Raw genomic sequence first — 17,831 nt, forward strand, 5'->3', positions numbered from 1 at the left:
AAGCTTATGTCCAGCCCAAAGAGTAAAATTACTACCGCACAAGCAACGGTGATCATCATTAATTATATGCTCGCTGCAGGAGTTCTTACGCTCCCTCGGACAGTGACAGAACAAACAAAATCCCCTGATGGATGGATTTCCGTTTTATTAGGCGGGGGTATCGCGATCATTGCCGGAATAGTCATCGTCAAATTAAGCCAGCAGTATCCTAAGGAGACGTTTTATGAATATTCCGGCCATATTGTGGGCAAATGGCTCGGTGCTTTCATCAGTCTCATTTTCATTACTTATTTTTTAACTCTCAGTGCCTTTGAAGTGAGAGTGATGTCAGAAATTGTTGTGTTTTTTCTCCTTGAAGGGACTCCATCGTGGGCCATTGTCATGACGGTTCTTTGGATCGGGCTATATTCGATTACACAAGGTCTTGATCCTATTGCCCGGCTGTTTGAAATGATCTTTCCGGTTACGGTCATCATCTTTTTAACTGTAGCTCTTATGAGTATAGGCATATTTGAGGTTAACAATTTACGCCCTGTATTAGGAGATGGAATCATGCCGGTTCTCAAAGGAGTGAAAACAACGGCCCTTTCGTTTACATGTTCTGAAATTATGCTCATTTTAGTAGCGTTTATGAAGAAACCGAAAAAAGCAGTGAAAGCGGTTATAATCGGGACAGGCGTTGTGACATGTTTTTATATTATTACCGTGGTTATGGTGATCGGTGCCATATCTGTTGATGGTGTTGTAACGAGAACATGGCCGGCGCTTGACCTGATGAGAAGCTTTGAAATATCTGGTTTAATATTTGAGCGGTTCGAATCATTCCTTCTGGTCATTTGGATTATGCAGCTTTTCGCCACGTTCACTATCACTTTTTATGCAGCTTCCTTGGGTGTCTCGCAAGTTTTCAAAAAGAAACCGATTTCTTGCATGTTTGGGCTGCTTCCTGTTGTTTTTATTCTTTCTTGCATGCCCAAAAATGAAAATGATGTGTTTATTTTGGGCGATTTGGTCAGTCATCTAGCTTTGTATATATTTGGCGCTTTGCCGATTTTGCTTTTAGTCATATCGAAATGGAGGAAAAGAGGTGAAACGTAAACTCAAACACCCAGTAACCGCTATTGTCATAGTTTGTTCGCTAATGACTTTTGCAACAGGGTGCTGGAGCAGCCGGGAAATAGAAGAGCTAGGTCTCACATTCGCTATCGCAATCGATAAAGGAAAGGAAACAAATATTGAGAAAGAGCTAAAAGAAGAGGGGGGGAGCTACCCGAAAAAAGACAACATGACGCTGACTTATCAATTTGTTAATGAAAAAGTGGCCGGCGCGGGACAAAGCGGAGGAGGCGGTGGCGGACAAGGAACGCAAAAAGCGTATCAAAATATTAGTGAAACAGGGGATTCGTTACAGCAGATTGGGAGCGAGGTTGCGTTAAGAAGGGACCGTGAAGTGTTCAGCCCGCATTTAAAAGTGGTTGTGATGAGTGAAGATGTATTGCGTACATACCCGATGGACAAAATGCTGGATCAATTTGTTCGTGATAATGAAATTAGGCTGAGCTGTCTTGTTTTATCTGCAAAAGGGAAGGCGAGAGATGCCCTCCAGCTGAAAGAGAGTGGTGAGATTCCGGCATTTCGGCTGACTGGATTAGCTGAGAATGAACATAAAGTTTCCAGAATACTGCGCCCTGTAACACTTGCGAAGCTAATCGGCAAACTGCATTCTGGCAGCAGCTTTTTACTGCAAAATGTGGTCTCGGCAAATGGAGCGGTCAAGTATTCCGGAGCAACGGTCATTAATGGGAAATCAAAAAAAATGATCGGTTCTTTAGATGAGTATGAAACGGAGGGGATTACATGGATAGCCGGGGAAGGCAAAGGCGGAGTTGTCAAAGCCCATGATAAAAAGAGCGGGCAGATTATTGCGTACGATATCAATGATATAAAAAGCAAAATCAAGCCTATCGTAAAAGGAACGGATATCTCATTCCATATTGACATTGAATCAGAAGGGGACTTGGTTGAAAACTGGAAAACCAATGAAACGTTGGACACCCAGTTTATAGAACGCATTGAGACGAATATTGAAAACGAAGTGAAAAAAATAGTCGGCCATGTATTAAAAAAAATCCAGAAAGAGTATAAAGCTGATGTTGCGGGTTTTGACGAATCATTAAGACTGGAACATCCTGACTTATGGAAAAAGGTGAAAAAGAACTGGGAAGACACCTTCAGTAAGGCTGCGATCACGTACAGCGTCAACGTCACAATTACTCATTATGGAACGGTTAAAACTCAGTAAGGGATCACATAGCTCTTTAAAAAGAAGAGAAGAAAACATCTCTTCTTTTTATTATGCATTTTTCAGGATGAAAATACTTTTTTTGGGATATGCCCCTTTTTTAAAAGGATCAATATGCTAATATAGAATTGCTTGAAATAGAAGGGAGGAGGGGCTGTGAGACAGAGACAGAAACCGATTTATGTAGAAATCGAAATGAGATCTGATCTGGATAAGCTCTGGGAATATACGCAAACCCCAGCACTGCATAAAGAATGGGATCTCCGGTTTTCAAATATCACATATTTGCCTAAGCAGCCAGACGAAAAGCAGAAGTTTCTTTACGAAACAAGGGTAGGCTTTGGGTTAAAGGTATCGGGTACAGGAGAAACAGTCGGTGTTTTCGACAAATGTTCATCTGAAAGAGTGTCCTCACTGGCTTTTGGCTCTGATCATCCGTTATCCCTGATTCGGCGCGGGAATGGCTACTGGAAGTATATACAGAGAGACAACGGGAAAATGACATTTTTAACACAGTACCAGTACAAAACAGCCTACGGACTGCCTGGAAGATGGATTGATCGTTTGTTTTTTCGGCCGCTGCTTGGCTGGGCGACTGCATGGAGCTTTGACGCATTAAGGCTTTGGATTGAGCAAAATAAACATCCGAAACACTTCATCCGGTCTGCTATTGTCTATGTTTTGATATGTTTAATTTTTAGTCTGTTTTGGTTTTATCAGGGCTTTACGGGTTTTGAAACTAGTTTTTTTACAGGAACAGCGAAGATAGGATTGGGTATTTTGTGGCTTATTCCCTTAAAGAGAAAATGGGTCCTTCATGCTGTCCAGGCTGGTCTCTTTGCTGGATTCGCTATTTTACATTCCGAGGTATTATTATCAATCCTGTTGAGTGTGTGTTCTGCGGCAAGCGGCGTTCTTAGTGTTCAGCTTCCCAGTGCCCGTCACACAAAACGAAAAAGAAAGAAGTGACATTGTGAGCTCGATTTATGAAAAAACGATCAAGAACTATCATTTGCTGCATCCCAAATTGCAAAAACGATATCAATTAGACGAATCTCATACATTCAGCGGAACAGGAACGATGTCAGAAATAAGCGGAGGCTCTTTTCTGGTCAGAATGCTGTTAAAGCTGGGTGTTTTTTTCAGGTGCTTCTTTTCAGAAAGAGGCAAAGACATCCCTTTTACGATACAAAATAAAGCTAGTCTTCTGTATCGGGACACCATCGGAATAGAATGGAACCGTACATTTTTCTTTAAAGGCAAAAAACGTTTCTTTGACGCGATCATGGTATATGACGAAAAAGACGACAGAATACTCGATTTCTTCGGCAGTCCTCATCTTTTGCTCTCTGTTTTAGCGTTTGAGGCTGCTCTTGACGGCTCTCTGACAATTACATCGGGAAAGCAATGGCTGTTGTTATGCGGAAAACGAATACCGCTGCCAAAATGGCTGACGGGGACATCTGTTGTTTCCGAATCGTTTGATGAAAGCAAGAATTGCTTCACCATTCAAGTACATGTGCAAAATACAATTCTCGGCACTCTTTTCTTTTATAAAGGAACATTTCAGGAAGAAGCGAAGAAATCATGTTAAAACGAAATGGCATGATCAGTACGCTTTTATTTATAGGATTTCTTGCTGCGGAAGCACCCGATTTATCAGTGGCTGAGGCACTTGTATTGTTATCCATCCTATTTTTTGTGCCGGGGATTTTTCCTTTTGTGTTTCATCAATCGCCGCTTAAGGCTGTTCAATTTCTGGAATGTGGCTTCGTGCGATGCTATCCGGCAGCCGCTTTCTTTGCGGTGCTGGCTCTAGTGACAGACGTCGAGTGGTTCGCTCTGGTCTGGTGGATCTACACCGTTTTTTTGGCGTTGTACGCGCTCCTTCGGTTACGGGATACAAAGATACATAGAATCGAAGAGACATCAATTTTGTTCGGGCTTATCTATTTGGCGGGCGGAGGGTTTTGGTTTTTTGCTTATGCTGCACATTTGCAAATCATGCAATTTAGCCCTCTCATCATTTTGCTGACAGCTGTCCACTTCCACTATTCAGCCTTTCTGATCCCCATCTTTAACGGCTTGCTCGGGAGAATCACCAGAAAAAATCGGCTGTTGTACAGTTGGATGACATGGGTGATTTTGTTTTCGCCCATTCTTATCGCGCTTGGGATTTCATATTCCAAAATACTTGATGTCATTGCAGTTGGCCTCTATATGGCGGCGCTTTATCTTCAAGCATATTTGGTGCTCACCACAGCTTTTCGCAATAAGATTGGGAAAATCCTTATTCGGCTTTCTTCTGCCGTTTTAATGGTGACAATCACATTCTCGATGATTTATTCACTTGGTGTATTTCGGCAGGAAATGACACTGACCATCAATCAGATGATTTGGATTCACGGTTTTGTCAACGCATTTGCCGTGATATTGCCTGCACTAATCGGATGGAGAATAGAAGGCCCGAAGCCTTTTGATGCGGCCAGTGTAAAGACGTTCAGTCGTATCTACGGAAAAAGAAAGATTGGAAAAGACTTTTTAGCTCATATTCAAGCTGAAAATAACGTCCAATACAGAGGGCTTGTGGATGATATGAGAAGCCTTCGCTCAAAAGACTTTTCACCTGAAAAACTGGCGCCGTTCATTCTATCGTTTTATGAACAAACCGTTGAGTATGATGTGAAGGCAAAAGTGGCGTGGAGCACGTGGTTTCGGCCGCTTGCTGTTGTTTACGAGTGGTTTAGCAAAAGAACCGGACAAATTCATTTGTCGACGAACCCTGACTGGTATAAAATGTACAGCAAGATAAAGGGTGTTCATTCGAAAAAAGACGGCAGAAAAAGAGTGCGGGCCTGGATCAGAACAAACGAAAAAAACGAAACCATTTTTACCGCTCTGTATTCTGTGTATCGCTCAAATGAAGAGGGATATATGAACATCTCTCTCCCGCTCCCATTCAGCAGCATGACAGGCATTTTAAAGCCTTATCATCATCAGGAAAAACTGGTTTTGACAAGCAAGCGGAGAAAAAACAGAGCTGGGGATGAGGGGATTTATCTGCAAACAAGAGCGGGGACATTTCCGCTTCCATTATCTGAGACCTTTCTGATAGAAGCTGCACATGACAACAGATTAACCGCTGTTCATCACATGTGGCTGTTTGGATTAAAATTTTTAACTGTCCATTACCTCATTACATATATTCGCTCAAATGAAAGAACCTAACACCAGGAAGTGACTACGTCTGACAGCTGTTTAACGATTCCATCAGTTACATTCCAATTCTGCGCCGCATCTGGACGGGAAAGGAAGGGATTAATGATGTTTTATATCAGTTTATTTCTGGTTCTTTGGCTGGCTGTTGGATTTGCAGTGGGAATGAAACAAGTGTATGTCGATCAGCTGTTCGATCAAGATGTGATCGAAAGGCTGGAAAAAGAGAAGGGGAATCACAGGCGCGCTGGCCGATTTATCAAACGCCGTTTTCTTTACATCGCAGCAGTAACTTTAAGCGGATTTATCGCTGTTTATTATGAAGTGAAAACAATCCCGCAAAGGCGAAAAATAAGAAAAATTGAAAAAAACATTATGAAATTGAATAAAGCAAAGAAACGAAGAAGCGATAGAAAATAAAAAATGCACAAGCCAAGAGCAGGTGCGTTTTTTTTGTGTTAGATATGGGAATTGGGAAACAAGCGGGGCCAATTCCTTTTCATAAATTCAGAAATGGGAAGAACAGCGCCCGGGCTAATGGTATATAATATTGTGAATTTAACAAAAATTTAACAAGGAGGACGAGAGAATTCGTGCGAAAGCCTCAAAGAAACCGACATCCTGTTGATTTGGACTTAGAGGCGGAGTAGATGAAACCGGCCAAAGTATCCCTGCTCCGCCGTTTGCTCCATTCCCTGAAGCATGTTGATTGTAACATAGTCAAACGTTTCCCATCAACTTTTAAAATTGTTAAATTATTCATTGTTTTTGTGATGTTCATTCCCATTTCTTCAATTTACGCTGAAGATGTCTATCAGAATTTTGAGGAATTAAAAAACAATGAAGAGCCTTCAGATTACCGTATTGTAACGAAAGAAGCCGGACACCCTGTCCTTGTGTTAGCCATTCATGGAGGAGGGATTGAAGGCGGGACAAGTGAAGTAGCCAGAGAGCTGAGCAAAGAGTATTCGATATATGTATTTGAAGGCTTAAAATCGTCAGGAAATTTTGCACTGCATATTACGAGCACGCATTTTGATGAACCCAGAGCCTTGAGGATGACGAAAAACCACGAATATGTCATTTCATTGCACGGGTATGCAGAAGAAGATCAGCAGATTGAAGTTGGCGGTACAGATCGCGAAAGAGCTGCAGGTTTAGTTGAAGAACTGCAAAATGCAGGTTTTCCAGCTGTCTTGCTTAGTACGGACCACCCGCATGCAGGCGTTAGTCCGAATAACATTGCAAATAAATCAAAAACAGGGCTGAGTATCCAGATCGAAATGAGCACAGGTTTTAGAAGATCTTTGTTCGGCATTTTTTCTTTAAAAAGCAGATCTGTTACTCAAAATGAGAGATTTTATGATTTTACAGAAGTAATGTCCCGTTTTCTGAAAAGTAATTACTGAAAAATAGGAGGCGATAAGTCGGCCTCCTATTCCTCATGCTTCTCGTTTGTAACGTCAGGATACATCTCATCAGCGGCTTCTGTTTGATATTGTAGTGTGTTATCTCTGGCTGTCAGTTCATTTCGGAATGTTTCATCCAGCACATTCTTCAGTAAATACCGATGAAAAAAGTATTCAAAAACAGTCAGGCAGACAGCGGAAAGAAGAGCGGCTGCAAACGGTGAAAAATCATTTCTTGTTTGGGTTAAAGCAAAGACCCAAATCAAAACGAATGAAAGTCCAAAGTCAGCTAATGAAGCTGTAATATTGTTTGTTCTTGGAAGAACGAGCATGTCACCGGAAAGGTATGAGACAAAACCTAAGAAAATCGCAATCAACATCACACTTAAAAACGATGCGTAGTAGACCCTGTCTAATATCACATATAAAAGGGCGAGAGTGAAAGCAATCTTTGAGGCTAGTGCAATGAGATGTTTCATTTGATCACCTACATTGTTATTTTTATGAAAAAACCTTTGCAGTAATGAATGATAAACACATTAAGCAATTTAGTTGAACCCATTTAACAGTCATTATTTTAAACAATCCGATTTTGTTTACACTGGTATTTTTTTCTTATTGCATGAAACTTTCTTGGTGCAAAAACGTACATATGGTTGATCAGCCTTAGAGGGGGATTTTATTGTGGAGATACAAGGAATCAATCATTTGTTATTTTCTGTTTCTCATTTGGACAAATCGATCGATTTTTATTGCAAAGTGTTTGATGCCAAGCTGCTGGTCAAGGGAAGAACAACAGCATATTTTGATTTGAATGGCATCTGGCTTGCACTTAATGAAGAGCCTGACATTCCGAGAAATGACATCAAGGCATCTTATACACATATTGCTTTTACTATTCAAGATCGTGAATTTGAAGACATATTAGCAAAATTAAAAAGGCTTCATGTCAATATTCTCCCTGGCAGAGAACGAAATGAACGCGATCGAAAGTCTATTTATTTTACCGACCTTGACGGCCATAAATTTGAATTTCATACTGGAACCCTTCAAGACAGACTTCAGTTTTATAAACAGGAAAAAACACATATGAAATTTTATGATTGAAGCGTCCTCGAGATTTCCCAAAGAACATATACATAAACGTGAGGAAAGAGTAAAATATGGTAAGGGAGGGGTTTGATTGAAAATGAAAATAGTGGTTTTAACGGCAGTTTTGGCGTGTTTTTTAGGCATTTGTACACATGCGTCAGCATTAGAGTTTGATCACAAAACCGATTTTACTTTAAATGACAACACTAAGTCGTTTGTTTTGGAAAACATAAGTGATGTTCCGGCTATCGAGTATTTTTTAGGCTATCAGTTTACGATCTTGGGAGCTAAAAGTTGTTCGGTTGAGTTTAAACTTCAACGGATGGGACTTACCGGGCAATATACCACGCTGAGCACGAAACAATTCAGAGGCAACTGGTTTGATTTTAGTGCTCAAGATAAGATTTCAATTGATCCATTTCATCGATACCGTATCTTTGCAGAAGAACATTCGGAAAACTGTACAAACGTTCGGGTAAAAGGGAGTTATGGTATTCAATATTTTCATTTTGATTGAAGCTCATGATCATAAGGTGAGCTGTTTTTTTACATTAAAAAGAACTAACTAAACTATGTGCTAAATTTTCATATTAATTTAATCGCCGCGCTCACTCGATAATATCTGAGGCCATATCATTCCCCGACCTAAACATAAAACATTTTTAAGCAGATTACGTCTATATTTGATAGACAGCATTTTGATAAAAAGTTTCCTGAAGGAAAGAATATTTCTTGACTTCAACAATCAATTGATGGATAATTGTGGTGTAAACATGATGTTCTTTTTCCTCCTATTCAGGCTCGCACCTAAAATTCAGGGCGAGCCTGCTTTTTTTTATACAAGAAACCCCCTCTTCATCGAGGAAGAGAGGGTTATTTCATCATTTGATAGTTCAATAGATTAATGGACGGTTCTGAACACGCCAATCACTTTCCCTAGAATGCTGACATTCTGTAGGATGATCGGTGCCATCGTTGGGTTTTCAGGCTGTAAGCGAATGTGAGTATCCTCTTTATAGAAACGTTTTACCGTAGCCTCATCATCTTCTGTCATCGCAACGACAATTTCCCCGTTGTTCGCTGTGTTTTGCTGTTTAACGATGACATAATCCCTATCGAGAATACCTGCATCAATCATACTGTCTCCCATAATCTCAAGCATAAACACATGCTCGTCTGGGGGAACCATACGGTCGGGAAGCGGAAAATATTCTTCAATATTTTCTACTGCTGTAATAGGAGATCCCGCCGTGACTTTCCCGATGACCGGTACATTAACGACCTGGCTTTGCGGAATGTCTACTTCTTCATCAAGAATTTCTATTGCTCTTGGTTTTGTCGGATCTCGTCTGATCAGCCCTTTTGTTTCCAAACGGGCCAAGTGGCCGTGGACAGTTGAGCTGGACGCAAGCCCGACAGCCTCTCCGATCTCTCTTACGGAAGGCGGATATCCTTTTGATTTAACCTCTGCTTTAATGAAACTGAGGATATCAAGTTGCCTTTTTGATAGCTTCGTCATTTTTCGCACCTCAAAACGTCGATTTTAAGAAGATTATAGCATGATTTTCCTGACAGTACAAACATAGGTTCGAAAAAACAATTGACAGAAACATTTGTTCGTATATACTGAAATTATAAAAAGCGAACAAACATTCCTGTCGGAGGTTATGATCATGGGTAAAGAATCTATTATTTTTGTCGGTCTGTTCACAGTGATTTTGAGCGCGGTTATCCTTTTGCTGTCATATTCAAGCAGCGGCCAGGAGCTTAATCAGTATGTTAAAATAGAAGTCCAGCAAGGCGATACACTTTGGTCTATAGCTGACCAGGTAACAGATAAAAAGAAAATGAACAAACAAGATTTTATTGAATGGGTAGCTGATAAAAATTATCTTCAGACGACTGATATCCAGCCGGGAGATGAATTGGTGATTCCGTTGAAAAAAAAGCATCAGGATGCATATGAATTGGCAACTGTAAGATAGAGAGGAAAGATAGAAAAAATGAAAGCACTCATTTATGCCCGCGTAAGCACAAATAAAGAACAGCAGGAGACGTCATTAAAGCGGCAGGAGGAGGAGCTTACGGCCATTGCGGCCGAGAACGGCATGGAAGTCGTCAAAGTGATTTCCGAAAAAGCAAGCGGATATGAAATGGATCGGGATGGTGTATTTGGGCTGCTTGATGAGATCAAGAATTCTGAAATTGATGTCATTTTGGTTCAGGATGAGACTAGGCTCGGACGGGGAAATGCAAAAATCGCACTGCTTCATTGCATCTATAGAGAAGGTGTGAAAGTCTATACAACCGCTCATAAAGGCGAACTGGAGTTATCGGAGGCTGATTCGATGGTGCTGGAGATCGTCAGCATTGTGGAAGAGTACCAGCGGAAAATTCACAACATGAAAATCAAACGGGGCATGAAACGTGCAGTGAAAAACGGTTTTAAACCGCAAAAAAACCTGAAAAAACAACATGAAAACAGCGGAAAAGAAAGAATAGAGGTGCCCATCTCAGAGATTGTCCGCTTAAGGGCGAATAAACTGACGTTCGCAGAAATTGCGGCTACGCTCAGGGGGTTTGGCTATGATGTGTCTAAAGCGACAGTCCACCGGCGGTTTCAGGAATACATAGAGAATGACGATACAACCGATTGAATCAGTTGTAAAACTCTTTTTGATCTAGTAGTATATAGGCAAAATGCAATAAAGGAGTTTAACATGATTTCAAACGAAAAAATTGCCAGAATTAATGAACTTGCTGCCAAGGCCAAAGCTGGCGTTATAACAGAAGAAGAAAAAGCCGAACAGCAAAAGCTCCGTCAAGAGTACCTGAAAGGTTTTCGCTCTTCTATGAAAAACACATTAAAAAGTGTGAAAATCATTGACCCAGAAGGCAATGATGTTACACCAGAAAAACTTAAAAAAGAAAAAAGAAATAATAAACTTCACTAATAGAGGAGGAATACGGCAATAACGTATTCCTCTTTTGCATATACTATAAGCAAAACTTTTATGTTACAAATTTCAACAAGTTTCTCTCAATTTTAAGCTGAAACAGTTGAGAAAAAGTCGTCAGACATTTATGATGTAAGGGTACAACACATAAGGAAGGGGATTTTTATGGATACAATTGAAAAGAAATCGGTTGCTACCATTCGCACACTCTCAATAGACGCTATTGAAAAAGCAAATTCTGGTCACCCAGGAATGCCAATGGGGACAGCTCCAATGGCATACACACTATGGACAAAATTTTTGAACGTAAGTCCGTCAAACCCTGGCTGGTTTAACCGTGACCGTTTTGTTTTATCTGCCGGACATGGATCAGCACTTTTATACAGCATGCTTCATTTAAGCGGGTTTGATCTGAGCATCGAAGATCTTAAGGGATTCCGCCAGTGGGGCAGCAAAACACCTGGACATCCGGAATTCGGACATACTGCCGGTGTTGATGCGACAACAGGTCCGCTCGGCCAGGGAATTGCCATGGCTGTCGGAATGGCTATCGCTGAACGCCATTTAGCGGAAACTTACAACCGCGATTCATTTAACGTAGTCGATCATTATACATACAGTATCTGCGGTGATGGTGATTTAATGGAAGGTATTTCTTCTGAAGCAGCTTCACTTGCAGGCCACCTTCAGCTTGGCCGTCTGATTGTATTATACGATTCTAATGACATTTCTCTTGATGGAGATCTCGACCGTTCATTCTCTGAAAATGTGAAGCAGCGTTTTGAAGCAATGAATTGGGAAGTTCTTTATGTTGAGGATGGAAATAATATTGAAGAATTAACAGCGGCTATTGAAAAAGCACGCCAAAATGAAAAGAAACCTACATTAATCGAAGTGAAAACAACGATCGGATTTGGTTCACCTAACCGTGCCGGCACATCCGGTGTTCACGGTGCTCCGCTTGGTAAAGAGGAAAGCAAATTAACAAAAGAAGCATACGCGTGGACGTATGAAGAAGATTTTTACGTTCCTTCAGAAGTTTATGAGCATTTCGCTGAAGCGGTTAAAGAGTCAGGCGAGAAAAAGGAACAAGAATGGAATGCCCAATTCAATAAATATAAAGAAGTTTATCCTGAACTTGCTGAACAGCTTGAACTGGCAATTAAAGGAGAGCTTCCGAAGGATTGGGATCAAGAGGTTCCTGTTTATGAAAAAGGAAGCAGCTTGGCATCCCGTGCATCATCCGGTGAAGTTCTTAACGGACTTGCGAAAAAAATTCCTTTCTTTGTTGGAGGATCTGCTGACCTGGCGGGTTCAAACAAAACAACAATTAAAAATGAAGGTGATTTTACAGCGGTTGATTACTCAGGCAAAAACTTCTGGTTTGGTGTTCGTGAATTTGCGATGGGTGCAGCATTAAATGGCATGGCGCTCCATGGCGGACTTCGTGTATTCGGTGGAACTTTCTTCGTCTTCTCTGACTACCTGCGTCCGGCGATTCGCCTTGCAGCATTAATGGGTCTTCCTGTCACATATGTCTTCACACATGACAGTATTGCGGTTGGTGAAGACGGCCCGACACACGAGCCTGTTGAACAGCTTGCTTCACTCCGTGCGATGCCTAATCTTTCCTTGATCCGTCCTGCAGACGGCAATGAGACAGCGGCTGCATGGAAGCTCGCGGTGCAAAGCACTGAACAGCCAACAGCGCTTGTATTGACACGCCAAAACCTTCCGACAATTGACCAAACAGCTGAAGAAGCATTGGCAGGAGTAGAAAAAGGTGCGTATGTCGTTTCTAAACCTAAAAGCGAAACACCTGACGCTCTTCTCATCGCTTCAGGCTCTGAGGTAGGTCTTGCGATTGAAGCGCAGGCTGAATTGGCAAAAGAAAATATCGATGTTTCTGTTGTCAGCATGCCATCAATGGACCGTTTTGACAAACAATCAATCGAATACAAGAACGCCGTCCTTCCTGCAGATGTGAAAAAACGTCTTGCAATTGAAATGGGCGCATCATTCGGATGGGGCAAATACACAGGACTTGAGGGAGATGTGCTCGGCATAGACCGATTCGGTGCATCCGCTCCTGGTGAAACCATCATCAATGAATACGGCTTCTCAGTTCCAAACGTAGTGAACCGAGTCAAAGCACTACTCAATAAGTAAGTCTTTCAAAGAGGATGAGTCAAATCATCCTCTTTTTCTTGTATATCCGACAAAAATAGTATTGGCTGTTTAACAGTAATAGACAATTCTTTCTTTTCTTCTTTTGTATAATAGAGTGCAAATCACTTGCTGCTGGAAAAGGGGATGAAAAGATGGAACGTCACTACTATACGTACCTGATAAAAGAGGAATTTGCCAACCACTATTTCGGACGGGAATCGGTTATGTTTGAGCTGTTTCAAGACTATCATTGGACAAGCCTAACAAAGCAGCGATATGAAATGACAGAGAAACAGATTCAATATATTACACAGCCAATCCCGATTTTACATATGCATCAGCGGTTAAAAATGAATTTAAGCAATGTGGAGTACAGGCAGCTGGATTATATTTATAGATTAGCTTTGCCGAAAGCAAAAGGCCACGCGACGTTAATGATGAAAGAGAACATGATAGAGATTGTGGCTTCAGGACATTACGAGGCAGAAACGATTTTCTTTGAAGTGTTGAGGAAAGTAAGCCCGTGCTTTCTGGCAATGGATTTCAATTCGAAGCGTTATGGATGGCTAAATCCGGTGAAAGAAAGAAATTTTGTCTAAAACCGAAGAAAAAGAGATGTAAATGTTGTATAATAGCTTTTGGTTTAGTACACTTTAAACTAGACAACATGAAGGAGGAAATAAAATGACTTTATGGGTTGGCATCCTAGTGGGCGTTGTTGCATTGCTCATAGGTGTTGCACTCGGGTTTTTTATTGCTCGTAAATATATGATGAGCTATCTTAAAAAGAATCCGCCTATTAATGAACAAATGTTACGCATGATGATGATGCAAATGGGAATGAAACCTTCTCAAAAGAAAATTAATCAAATGATGAAAGCCATGAATAATCAAACGAAATAATACGTAAAGATTATGATATAGAGAAACATGGTTATAAAATAAAAAACCCTTAACGGGTTTTTTATTTTGCAATCATTCGTCACCCGCTACTGCTCGAAGGCGCTGCTTTTGATATTGTATGAGAAGATGGTCAAGCTCCTGACTGAGCTCTATCGTCATATGAGATGTCATTCCGTTCGCCATGACAATTTGCAGCAGCTCTGCTCTTTTTTTTTCGATTTCATTTAATAGATGCTCTTTAATCACAGGGATGTATCCTTTCATACATTAGATCTTCAAAGTGAATGTTTATATTATATCCATTTTTATACTAATTTTCAAATGAGAAGGAGTACAATATCTCAATGTCAAATTAAATTATATAAGTTTTTTCTAAAAATAGAAATCCTTCAAGTGAAAGTGTTAAAAAAATGAAATGATTTTGTCATTTGAAGGAGTGTCAAATCGTGAAGGGATGATGACATGGGAGACGTGAATTATTTTTTGACATTCGGAGCGGGATTTTTATCTTTTATTTCGCCTTGCTGCCTGCCGCTTTACCCGGCTTTCTTGTCATATATTACAGGGGTCAGCATGGATGATGTGAAAACAGAAAAGCTGCTGCTGCAGAGAAGAAGCTTGTTTCATACTTTGTGTTTTTTGCTTGGTTTTTCAGTCATTTTTATTGCTTTAGGCTATGGAACATCTTTTATTGGCAGCCTGTTTAGGGATTATCACGATGCGATTCGGCAAATTGGCGCATTGCTTATTATTTTGTTCGGTTTCATTACACTTGGCGTGTTCCGGCCTGAGGCGATGATGAAAGAGAGGCGAATCCATTTTAAGCATAAGCCAGGCGGCTTTTTAGGTTCCATCTTAATCGGAATGGCATTTGCGGCGGGATGGACGCCATGTACCGGTCCGATATTAGCGGCTGTTATCACGCTTGCAAACACAAATCCAGACTCAGCGGTGCCGTACATGATGTTATATGTTCTCGGTTTTGCTCTTCCGTTTCTTTTAATGTCTTTTTTTATCACAAAGCTGAAATGGATAAGAAAGAACCAGCTTTTGATCATGAAAGCAGGAGGCGTTTTGATGATTGTGATCGGGGTGCTATTATTCTTTAATTGGATGAGCCTGATCATTATTTTGCTGTCGGATCTATTTGGAGGATTTACTGGTTTTTGAGATAAATTACTTTCGCACTACTACTCATGCTGTTGTTTTTGGTACAATAAGACTATTATCTGTGGAAATCAAGTTTTGGAGGGGAATATGACAAGAGTTTTAGTTGTAGACGACGCCAAGTTCATGAGAGTGAAACTCAGAGAGATCTTGGAGGAGGCAAATTACATAATCGCAGGTGAAGCGGCGGACGGCGAGCAAGCAGCGAACCTGTATAAAACACTGCGGCCGGACATCGTGACAATGGATGTTACAATGCCAGTGAAAAATGGCATTAAGTCGCTTCGTGATATCTTAACCTTCGATCCTAAAGCGAAGGTTATCATGTGCACCGCTATGCGCCAACAAAGAATTGTAACGGAAGCGATTGAACTAGGGGCAAAAGATTTTATTGTCAAGCCGTTCGAGGAAACAAAAGTGCTAGAAGCTGTCAGCCGCGTTATGGGACATTAACGTCATTTCTTTTCAAATGGTTTTTTTTATTGTTTTGGAGTATAGTATATAGTATCAACACTCCTAGAAATAAAGGAATGATAAATATGATGATTATAGTTTCATCGATTCTTGCTGTGTTAATGGCTGTAGCTGTGATGGTGGTCAGAATAAAGTCTTCTGATAAGCCCGTATCACCGAAAAAGATCATTCTTCCGCCGATTTTTATGAGCACGGGGGCGTTAATGTTTTTATTTCCGGTATTTTGGGTAACTGGAGCAGAGTTTTTAGAATCAATCACTTTAGGCGTGATTTTCTCTATTTTTCTCATTAAAACGTCTAAATTTGAAATTAAAAATAATGAAATTTACATGAAACGCTCGAAAGCATTTGTATTTATATTGGTCGGCCTTTTGGTGATCAGAATCGTGATGAAATCGATCTTGAGCACATCAATTGATTACGGCGCCCTGAGCGGAATGTTCTGGATTCTGGCTTTCGGTATGATTGTGCCGTGGAGAATCGCCATGTACTTGTCATACCGAAAACTTCATAATGAGCTGCAGTCAGCTAATATTCAAATGAATTAAAAAACCTTTCCTCTTGTCAGGAAAGGTTTTTATTTAAGAAGAGCTTGATATGGTTCGAGATCGATTTTTTTGTCTCTCAGATGCCTTTTTAAGAAGGTATGGTCTCTTTTAGGAGTTGCGAGAATATAGCCTCTGATCATAAGCTGCTGATCAATCTTTGCTGCCTTTTCTTTTAATGCAAGCTCACCGATTTTACCCGCGATTTTGGCTTTTGCTGCATCTCTGAACAGCTCCGGAACCGGAGAAACCAATTCATTAAAAAATTGTTTGTTTTCATTGCTCCACAGGTGCCTGCTCTTTTCGATATAGTAATCCTGCCAATCGAGCTCTGACCTGCCGTCTTCTTTTGGCAAACGCTTTAAAAACTTTCGAAACATAAAAAAGCCGCCGATTGATAATAAGACAACCATCGCGATCACCCAAAACAGAATAAACCACAAAAACCAGCCTTCCAGCATCAATCATACCCCCTTATTCTAACCATATTGTATACGAAGAGAGATTAGAAGAACACAGGAAAAAAAGAATAGAAAAAAGTGATAGACGTCTAGTCAAAAGAGATAGTAGATCATACTCTATTGTATAGTGAATCTGCTATTTGGCCATGGGAGAGGCACTAGAGGGTATTTGACGATAAACGGACGGAAAAAAAGTCACTTTCATAATAGGGGATGAAAGTGACTTTTTATGTTAGCTAAGAGGAAATTGAAGAGAAAAAGAAGAATCCTTTTCTGTTTCTTTATTAACGGCAACTGTGAGTATTTGGTTTTCGCATTCAGTTTGAATGGTTTTGTCATTTAGATAAAAAGGAAGCATCATTTGTTTTTCAAAGGTCTGTCCTGACGATTTAACCTTTAAGATGAACTCGCATCCAGACAAGGTAATGGTTACTTGTGTTGGCTGCAAGAAAGTCAAATCCGCTTCAATAATATATTGCTGACTTGTTTCATATAAATCAATAGGCAATGTTTCGTCGTACCAGGCGAAGGGGTCTTCAAAGAATAGCCGAAGCCATTCATCCATACTATCGAAATCATTAGCGTCATTACGTTTCGAATGGGTCATGGAAGCATTCCTCCACATATCAACCTTGCTTTCCATCATATGCGGCGGATCAGAAATGGGTGAACACATAAAAAAACAGACACTGAGGTCTGCTTTTTTTACATATCGTGGCTTGAATTGTGCTTCTGTCTGGTATGGTTCCGGTTCTTCACTTTTTTGCTTCCGCTAAGAGGCTCCGGCTGGCCTGGATTGTGTCCTTTAGGGGCGTTCTTATGCATATCTTTACTAGTATTTTTATTGGTCATAAAATGAGAACCTCCTGAAAAGAGTTCGTTGTTATTGATTGGTTTTTCTTTTCTTATTATTTTGGCGTTCCGCTTCAGTCAGTACAAGCTGGTCGTTTTCGACGTAGCCGGCGCCTTTGCCTTGGCTTTTAGCGTCATTCATTCCGTTAATGACGTGATTCGCTTTTCTTTTGACCACCATTATCACCTCCGTCATAATATGGCTTCTTTTGTTGCGTTCTATGAGAGATCATAAACAGCAATAATTACCGGTACATTTGTCCGATAAGGCCAACTTATTGTAT

25 protein-coding genes are annotated in these 17,831 nt (G+C 40.6%); 18 read left to right on the top strand and 7 right to left on the bottom strand.

Going from position 1 to position 17,831, the window contains the following annotated elements; translation table 11 throughout:
* The first annotated feature begins 6 nt into the window (after positions 1-6).
* The 7 genes from M1D98_RS09330 (at position 7) to M1D98_RS09360 (ending at position 6,927) form a co-directional block, all read left to right on the top strand.
* Entirely contained in the window at positions 7-1,098 is a 1,092-nt protein-coding gene (locus M1D98_RS09330) for a spore germination protein (protein ID WP_010330672.1), read from the top strand.
* Entirely contained in the window at positions 1,088-2,302 is a 1,215-nt protein-coding gene (locus tag M1D98_RS09335) for a Ger(x)C family spore germination protein (protein WP_010330671.1), read from the top strand. The genes M1D98_RS09330 and M1D98_RS09335 overlap by 11 nt, the downstream gene beginning before the upstream one ends.
* A gap of 195 nt (positions 2,303-2,497) precedes the next feature.
* A complete protein-coding gene (locus M1D98_RS09340) occupies positions 2,498-3,271 on the top strand; it encodes a hypothetical protein (protein WP_268538693.1) in 774 nt (257 codons plus the stop codon).
* Between the two features lie 4 nt (positions 3,272-3,275).
* Positions 3,276-3,896 carry a DUF4166 domain-containing protein gene (locus M1D98_RS09345; RefSeq protein ID WP_010330669.1) on the top strand — a complete coding sequence of 207 codons (621 nt, stop codon included), beginning with the start codon at positions 3,276-3,278 and terminating at the stop codon, positions 3,894-3,896.
* Complete coding sequence (locus M1D98_RS09350) at positions 3,890-5,530, top strand: YndJ family protein (protein WP_456280194.1); 1,641 nt, start codon at positions 3,890-3,892, stop codon at positions 5,528-5,530. The genes M1D98_RS09345 and M1D98_RS09350 overlap by 7 nt, the downstream gene beginning before the upstream one ends.
* 93 nt (positions 5,531-5,623) lie before the next feature.
* A complete protein-coding gene (locus M1D98_RS09355) occupies positions 5,624-5,938 on the top strand; it encodes a hypothetical protein (protein WP_268529996.1) in 315 nt (104 codons plus the stop codon).
* Between the two features lie 230 nt (positions 5,939-6,168).
* Positions 6,169-6,927 carry a poly-gamma-glutamate hydrolase family protein gene (locus M1D98_RS09360; RefSeq protein WP_456280195.1) on the top strand — a complete coding sequence of 253 codons (759 nt, stop codon included), beginning with the start codon at positions 6,169-6,171 and terminating at the stop codon, positions 6,925-6,927.
* A gap of 26 nt (positions 6,928-6,953) precedes the next feature.
* On the opposite strand, the gene M1D98_RS09365 is transcribed toward M1D98_RS09360, so the two are convergent.
* Complete coding sequence (locus tag M1D98_RS09365) at positions 6,954-7,406, bottom strand: YndM family protein (RefSeq protein WP_026014541.1); 453 nt, start codon at positions 7,404-7,406, stop codon at positions 6,954-6,956.
* Positions 7,407-7,611: 205 nt separating this feature from the next.
* On the opposite strand from M1D98_RS09365, the gene fosB reads away from it, so the two are divergent.
* Entirely contained in the window at positions 7,612-8,034 is a 423-nt protein-coding gene (gene fosB, locus M1D98_RS09370; protein ID WP_121642649.1) for a metallothiol transferase FosB, read from the top strand.
* Between the two features lie 82 nt (positions 8,035-8,116).
* Positions 8,117-8,536, top strand: a complete 420-nt coding sequence (locus tag M1D98_RS09375; RefSeq protein ID WP_252685733.1) for a hypothetical protein — start codon at positions 8,117-8,119, stop codon at positions 8,534-8,536.
* A 384-nt stretch (positions 8,537-8,920) separates the two neighbouring features.
* Here M1D98_RS09375 and lexA read toward each other — a convergent pair whose 3' ends face one another.
* A complete protein-coding gene (gene lexA, locus M1D98_RS09380) occupies positions 8,921-9,538 on the bottom strand; it encodes a transcriptional repressor LexA (protein WP_010330663.1) in 618 nt (205 codons plus the stop codon).
* A 148-nt stretch (positions 9,539-9,686) separates the two neighbouring features.
* On the opposite strand from lexA, the gene yneA reads away from it, so the two are divergent.
* The 6 genes from yneA to M1D98_RS09410 all read left to right on the top strand — a co-directional run bounded on the left by yneA (position 9,687) and on the right by M1D98_RS09410 (position 14,048).
* On the top strand, positions 9,687-10,004 hold the full coding sequence (yneA, locus tag M1D98_RS09385; protein ID WP_121642651.1) for a cell division suppressor protein YneA: 318 nt from the start codon (positions 9,687-9,689) through the stop codon (positions 10,002-10,004).
* 18 nt (positions 10,005-10,022) lie between these two features.
* On the top strand, positions 10,023-10,676 hold the full coding sequence (locus M1D98_RS09390; protein WP_268538682.1) for a YneB family resolvase-like protein: 654 nt from the start codon (positions 10,023-10,025) through the stop codon (positions 10,674-10,676).
* 63 nt (positions 10,677-10,739) lie between these two features.
* The gene (locus M1D98_RS09395; RefSeq protein WP_010330660.1) at positions 10,740-10,973 is read left to right on the top strand and encodes a DUF896 domain-containing protein; all 234 of its coding nucleotides are present in this window, start codon (positions 10,740-10,742) and stop codon (positions 10,971-10,973) included.
* Positions 10,974-11,141: 168 nt separating this feature from the next.
* The gene (gene tkt / locus M1D98_RS09400; protein WP_456280196.1) at positions 11,142-13,145 is read left to right on the top strand and encodes a transketolase; all 2,004 of its coding nucleotides are present in this window, start codon (positions 11,142-11,144) and stop codon (positions 13,143-13,145) included.
* A 152-nt stretch (positions 13,146-13,297) separates the two neighbouring features.
* Positions 13,298-13,744: a sporulation inhibitor of replication protein SirA gene (gene sirA / locus M1D98_RS09405; protein WP_010330657.1), complete on the top strand. Its 447-nt coding sequence runs from the start codon at positions 13,298-13,300 to the stop codon at positions 13,742-13,744.
* An 85-nt stretch (positions 13,745-13,829) separates the two neighbouring features.
* Positions 13,830-14,048 carry a YneF family protein gene (locus tag M1D98_RS09410; RefSeq protein ID WP_003221221.1) on the top strand — a complete coding sequence of 73 codons (219 nt, stop codon included), beginning with the start codon at positions 13,830-13,832 and terminating at the stop codon, positions 14,046-14,048.
* A 72-nt stretch (positions 14,049-14,120) separates the two neighbouring features.
* On the opposite strand, the gene ynzD is transcribed toward M1D98_RS09410, so the two are convergent.
* Entirely contained in the window at positions 14,121-14,294 is a 174-nt protein-coding gene (gene ynzD, locus M1D98_RS09415; protein ID WP_121643736.1) for an aspartyl-phosphate phosphatase YnzD, read from the bottom strand.
* A 216-nt stretch (positions 14,295-14,510) separates the two neighbouring features.
* Between ynzD and ccdA the strand changes: the two genes are divergently transcribed.
* From ccdA to M1D98_RS09430, 3 genes are all read left to right on the top strand, one after another.
* Complete coding sequence (ccdA, locus tag M1D98_RS09420) at positions 14,511-15,218, top strand: cytochrome c-type biogenesis protein CcdA (RefSeq protein ID WP_010328596.1); 708 nt, start codon at positions 14,511-14,513, stop codon at positions 15,216-15,218.
* Positions 15,219-15,305: 87 nt separating this feature from the next.
* The gene (locus tag M1D98_RS09425) at positions 15,306-15,668 is read left to right on the top strand and encodes a response regulator (RefSeq protein WP_010328597.1); all 363 of its coding nucleotides are present in this window, start codon (positions 15,306-15,308) and stop codon (positions 15,666-15,668) included.
* Between the two features lie 77 nt (positions 15,669-15,745).
* The gene (locus tag M1D98_RS09430) at positions 15,746-16,237 is read left to right on the top strand and encodes a CcdC family protein (protein ID WP_082246301.1); all 492 of its coding nucleotides are present in this window, start codon (positions 15,746-15,748) and stop codon (positions 16,235-16,237) included.
* Between the two features lie 29 nt (positions 16,238-16,266).
* On the opposite strand, the gene M1D98_RS09435 is transcribed toward M1D98_RS09430, so the two are convergent.
* The 4 genes from M1D98_RS09435 to sspO all read right to left on the bottom strand — a co-directional run bounded on the left by M1D98_RS09435 (position 16,267) and on the right by sspO (position 17,725).
* Positions 16,267-16,695 carry a DUF2621 domain-containing protein gene (locus M1D98_RS09435; protein WP_456280197.1) on the bottom strand — a complete coding sequence of 143 codons (429 nt, stop codon included), beginning with the start codon at positions 16,693-16,695 and terminating at the stop codon, positions 16,267-16,269.
* A 232-nt stretch (positions 16,696-16,927) separates the two neighbouring features.
* Complete coding sequence (gene cotM / locus M1D98_RS09440) at positions 16,928-17,320, bottom strand: outer spore coat protein CotM (RefSeq protein WP_121642655.1); 393 nt, start codon at positions 17,318-17,320, stop codon at positions 16,928-16,930.
* A gap of 80 nt (positions 17,321-17,400) precedes the next feature.
* Positions 17,401-17,547 carry a small acid-soluble spore protein P gene (locus M1D98_RS09445; protein ID WP_003221237.1) on the bottom strand — a complete coding sequence of 49 codons (147 nt, stop codon included), beginning with the start codon at positions 17,545-17,547 and terminating at the stop codon, positions 17,401-17,403.
* Positions 17,548-17,578: 31 nt separating this feature from the next.
* On the bottom strand, positions 17,579-17,725 hold the full coding sequence (gene sspO / locus M1D98_RS09450; protein WP_003221239.1) for an acid-soluble spore protein SspO: 147 nt from the start codon (positions 17,723-17,725) through the stop codon (positions 17,579-17,581).
* Between the last annotated feature and the right edge of the window lie 106 nt (positions 17,726-17,831).

Source organism: Bacillus sp. K7 (assembly GCF_053903245.1).

Coding starts and splice junctions, on each gene's coding strand:
- tkt (WP_456280196.1), top strand. CDS start 11,142: ATGGATACAATTGAAAAGAAATCGGTTGCTACCATTCGCACACTCTCA.
- sirA (WP_010330657.1), top strand. CDS start 13,298: ATGGAACGTCACTACTATACGTACCTGATAAAAGAGGAATTTGCCAAC.
- M1D98_RS09410 (WP_003221221.1), top strand. CDS start 13,830: ATGACTTTATGGGTTGGCATCCTAGTGGGCGTTGTTGCATTGCTCATA.
- lexA (WP_010330663.1), bottom strand. CDS start 9,538: ATGACGAAGCTATCAAAAAGGCAACTTGATATCCTCAGTTTCATTAAA.
- M1D98_RS09445 (WP_003221237.1), bottom strand. CDS start 17,547: ATGACCAATAAAAATACTAGTAAAGATATGCATAAGAACGCCCCTAAA.
- M1D98_RS09365 (WP_026014541.1), bottom strand. CDS start 7,406: ATGAAACATCTCATTGCACTAGCCTCAAAGATTGCTTTCACTCTCGCC.
- M1D98_RS09435 (WP_456280197.1), bottom strand. CDS start 16,695: ATGCTGGAAGGCTGGTTTTTGTGGTTTATTCTGTTTTGGGTGATCGCG.
- M1D98_RS09330 (WP_010330672.1), top strand. CDS start 7: ATGTCCAGCCCAAAGAGTAAAATTACTACCGCACAAGCAACGGTGATC.
- M1D98_RS09425 (WP_010328597.1), top strand. CDS start 15,306: ATGACAAGAGTTTTAGTTGTAGACGACGCCAAGTTCATGAGAGTGAAA.
- M1D98_RS09355 (WP_268529996.1), top strand. CDS start 5,624: ATGATGTTTTATATCAGTTTATTTCTGGTTCTTTGGCTGGCTGTTGGA.
- cotM (WP_121642655.1), bottom strand. CDS start 17,320: ATGTGGAGGAATGCTTCCATGACCCATTCGAAACGTAATGACGCTAAT.
- ccdA (WP_010328596.1), top strand. CDS start 14,511: ATGGGAGACGTGAATTATTTTTTGACATTCGGAGCGGGATTTTTATCT.
- M1D98_RS09360 (WP_456280195.1), top strand. CDS start 6,169: ATGAAACCGGCCAAAGTATCCCTGCTCCGCCGTTTGCTCCATTCCCTG.
- M1D98_RS09340 (WP_268538693.1), top strand. CDS start 2,498: ATGAGATCTGATCTGGATAAGCTCTGGGAATATACGCAAACCCCAGCA.
- M1D98_RS09375 (WP_252685733.1), top strand. CDS start 8,117: ATGAAAATAGTGGTTTTAACGGCAGTTTTGGCGTGTTTTTTAGGCATT.
- M1D98_RS09430 (WP_082246301.1), top strand. CDS start 15,746: ATGATAAATATGATGATTATAGTTTCATCGATTCTTGCTGTGTTAATG.
- M1D98_RS09350 (WP_456280194.1), top strand. CDS start 3,890: ATGTTAAAACGAAATGGCATGATCAGTACGCTTTTATTTATAGGATTT.
- M1D98_RS09390 (WP_268538682.1), top strand. CDS start 10,023: ATGAAAGCACTCATTTATGCCCGCGTAAGCACAAATAAAGAACAGCAG.
- M1D98_RS09395 (WP_010330660.1), top strand. CDS start 10,740: ATGATTTCAAACGAAAAAATTGCCAGAATTAATGAACTTGCTGCCAAG.
- yneA (WP_121642651.1), top strand. CDS start 9,687: ATGATCATGGGTAAAGAATCTATTATTTTTGTCGGTCTGTTCACAGTG.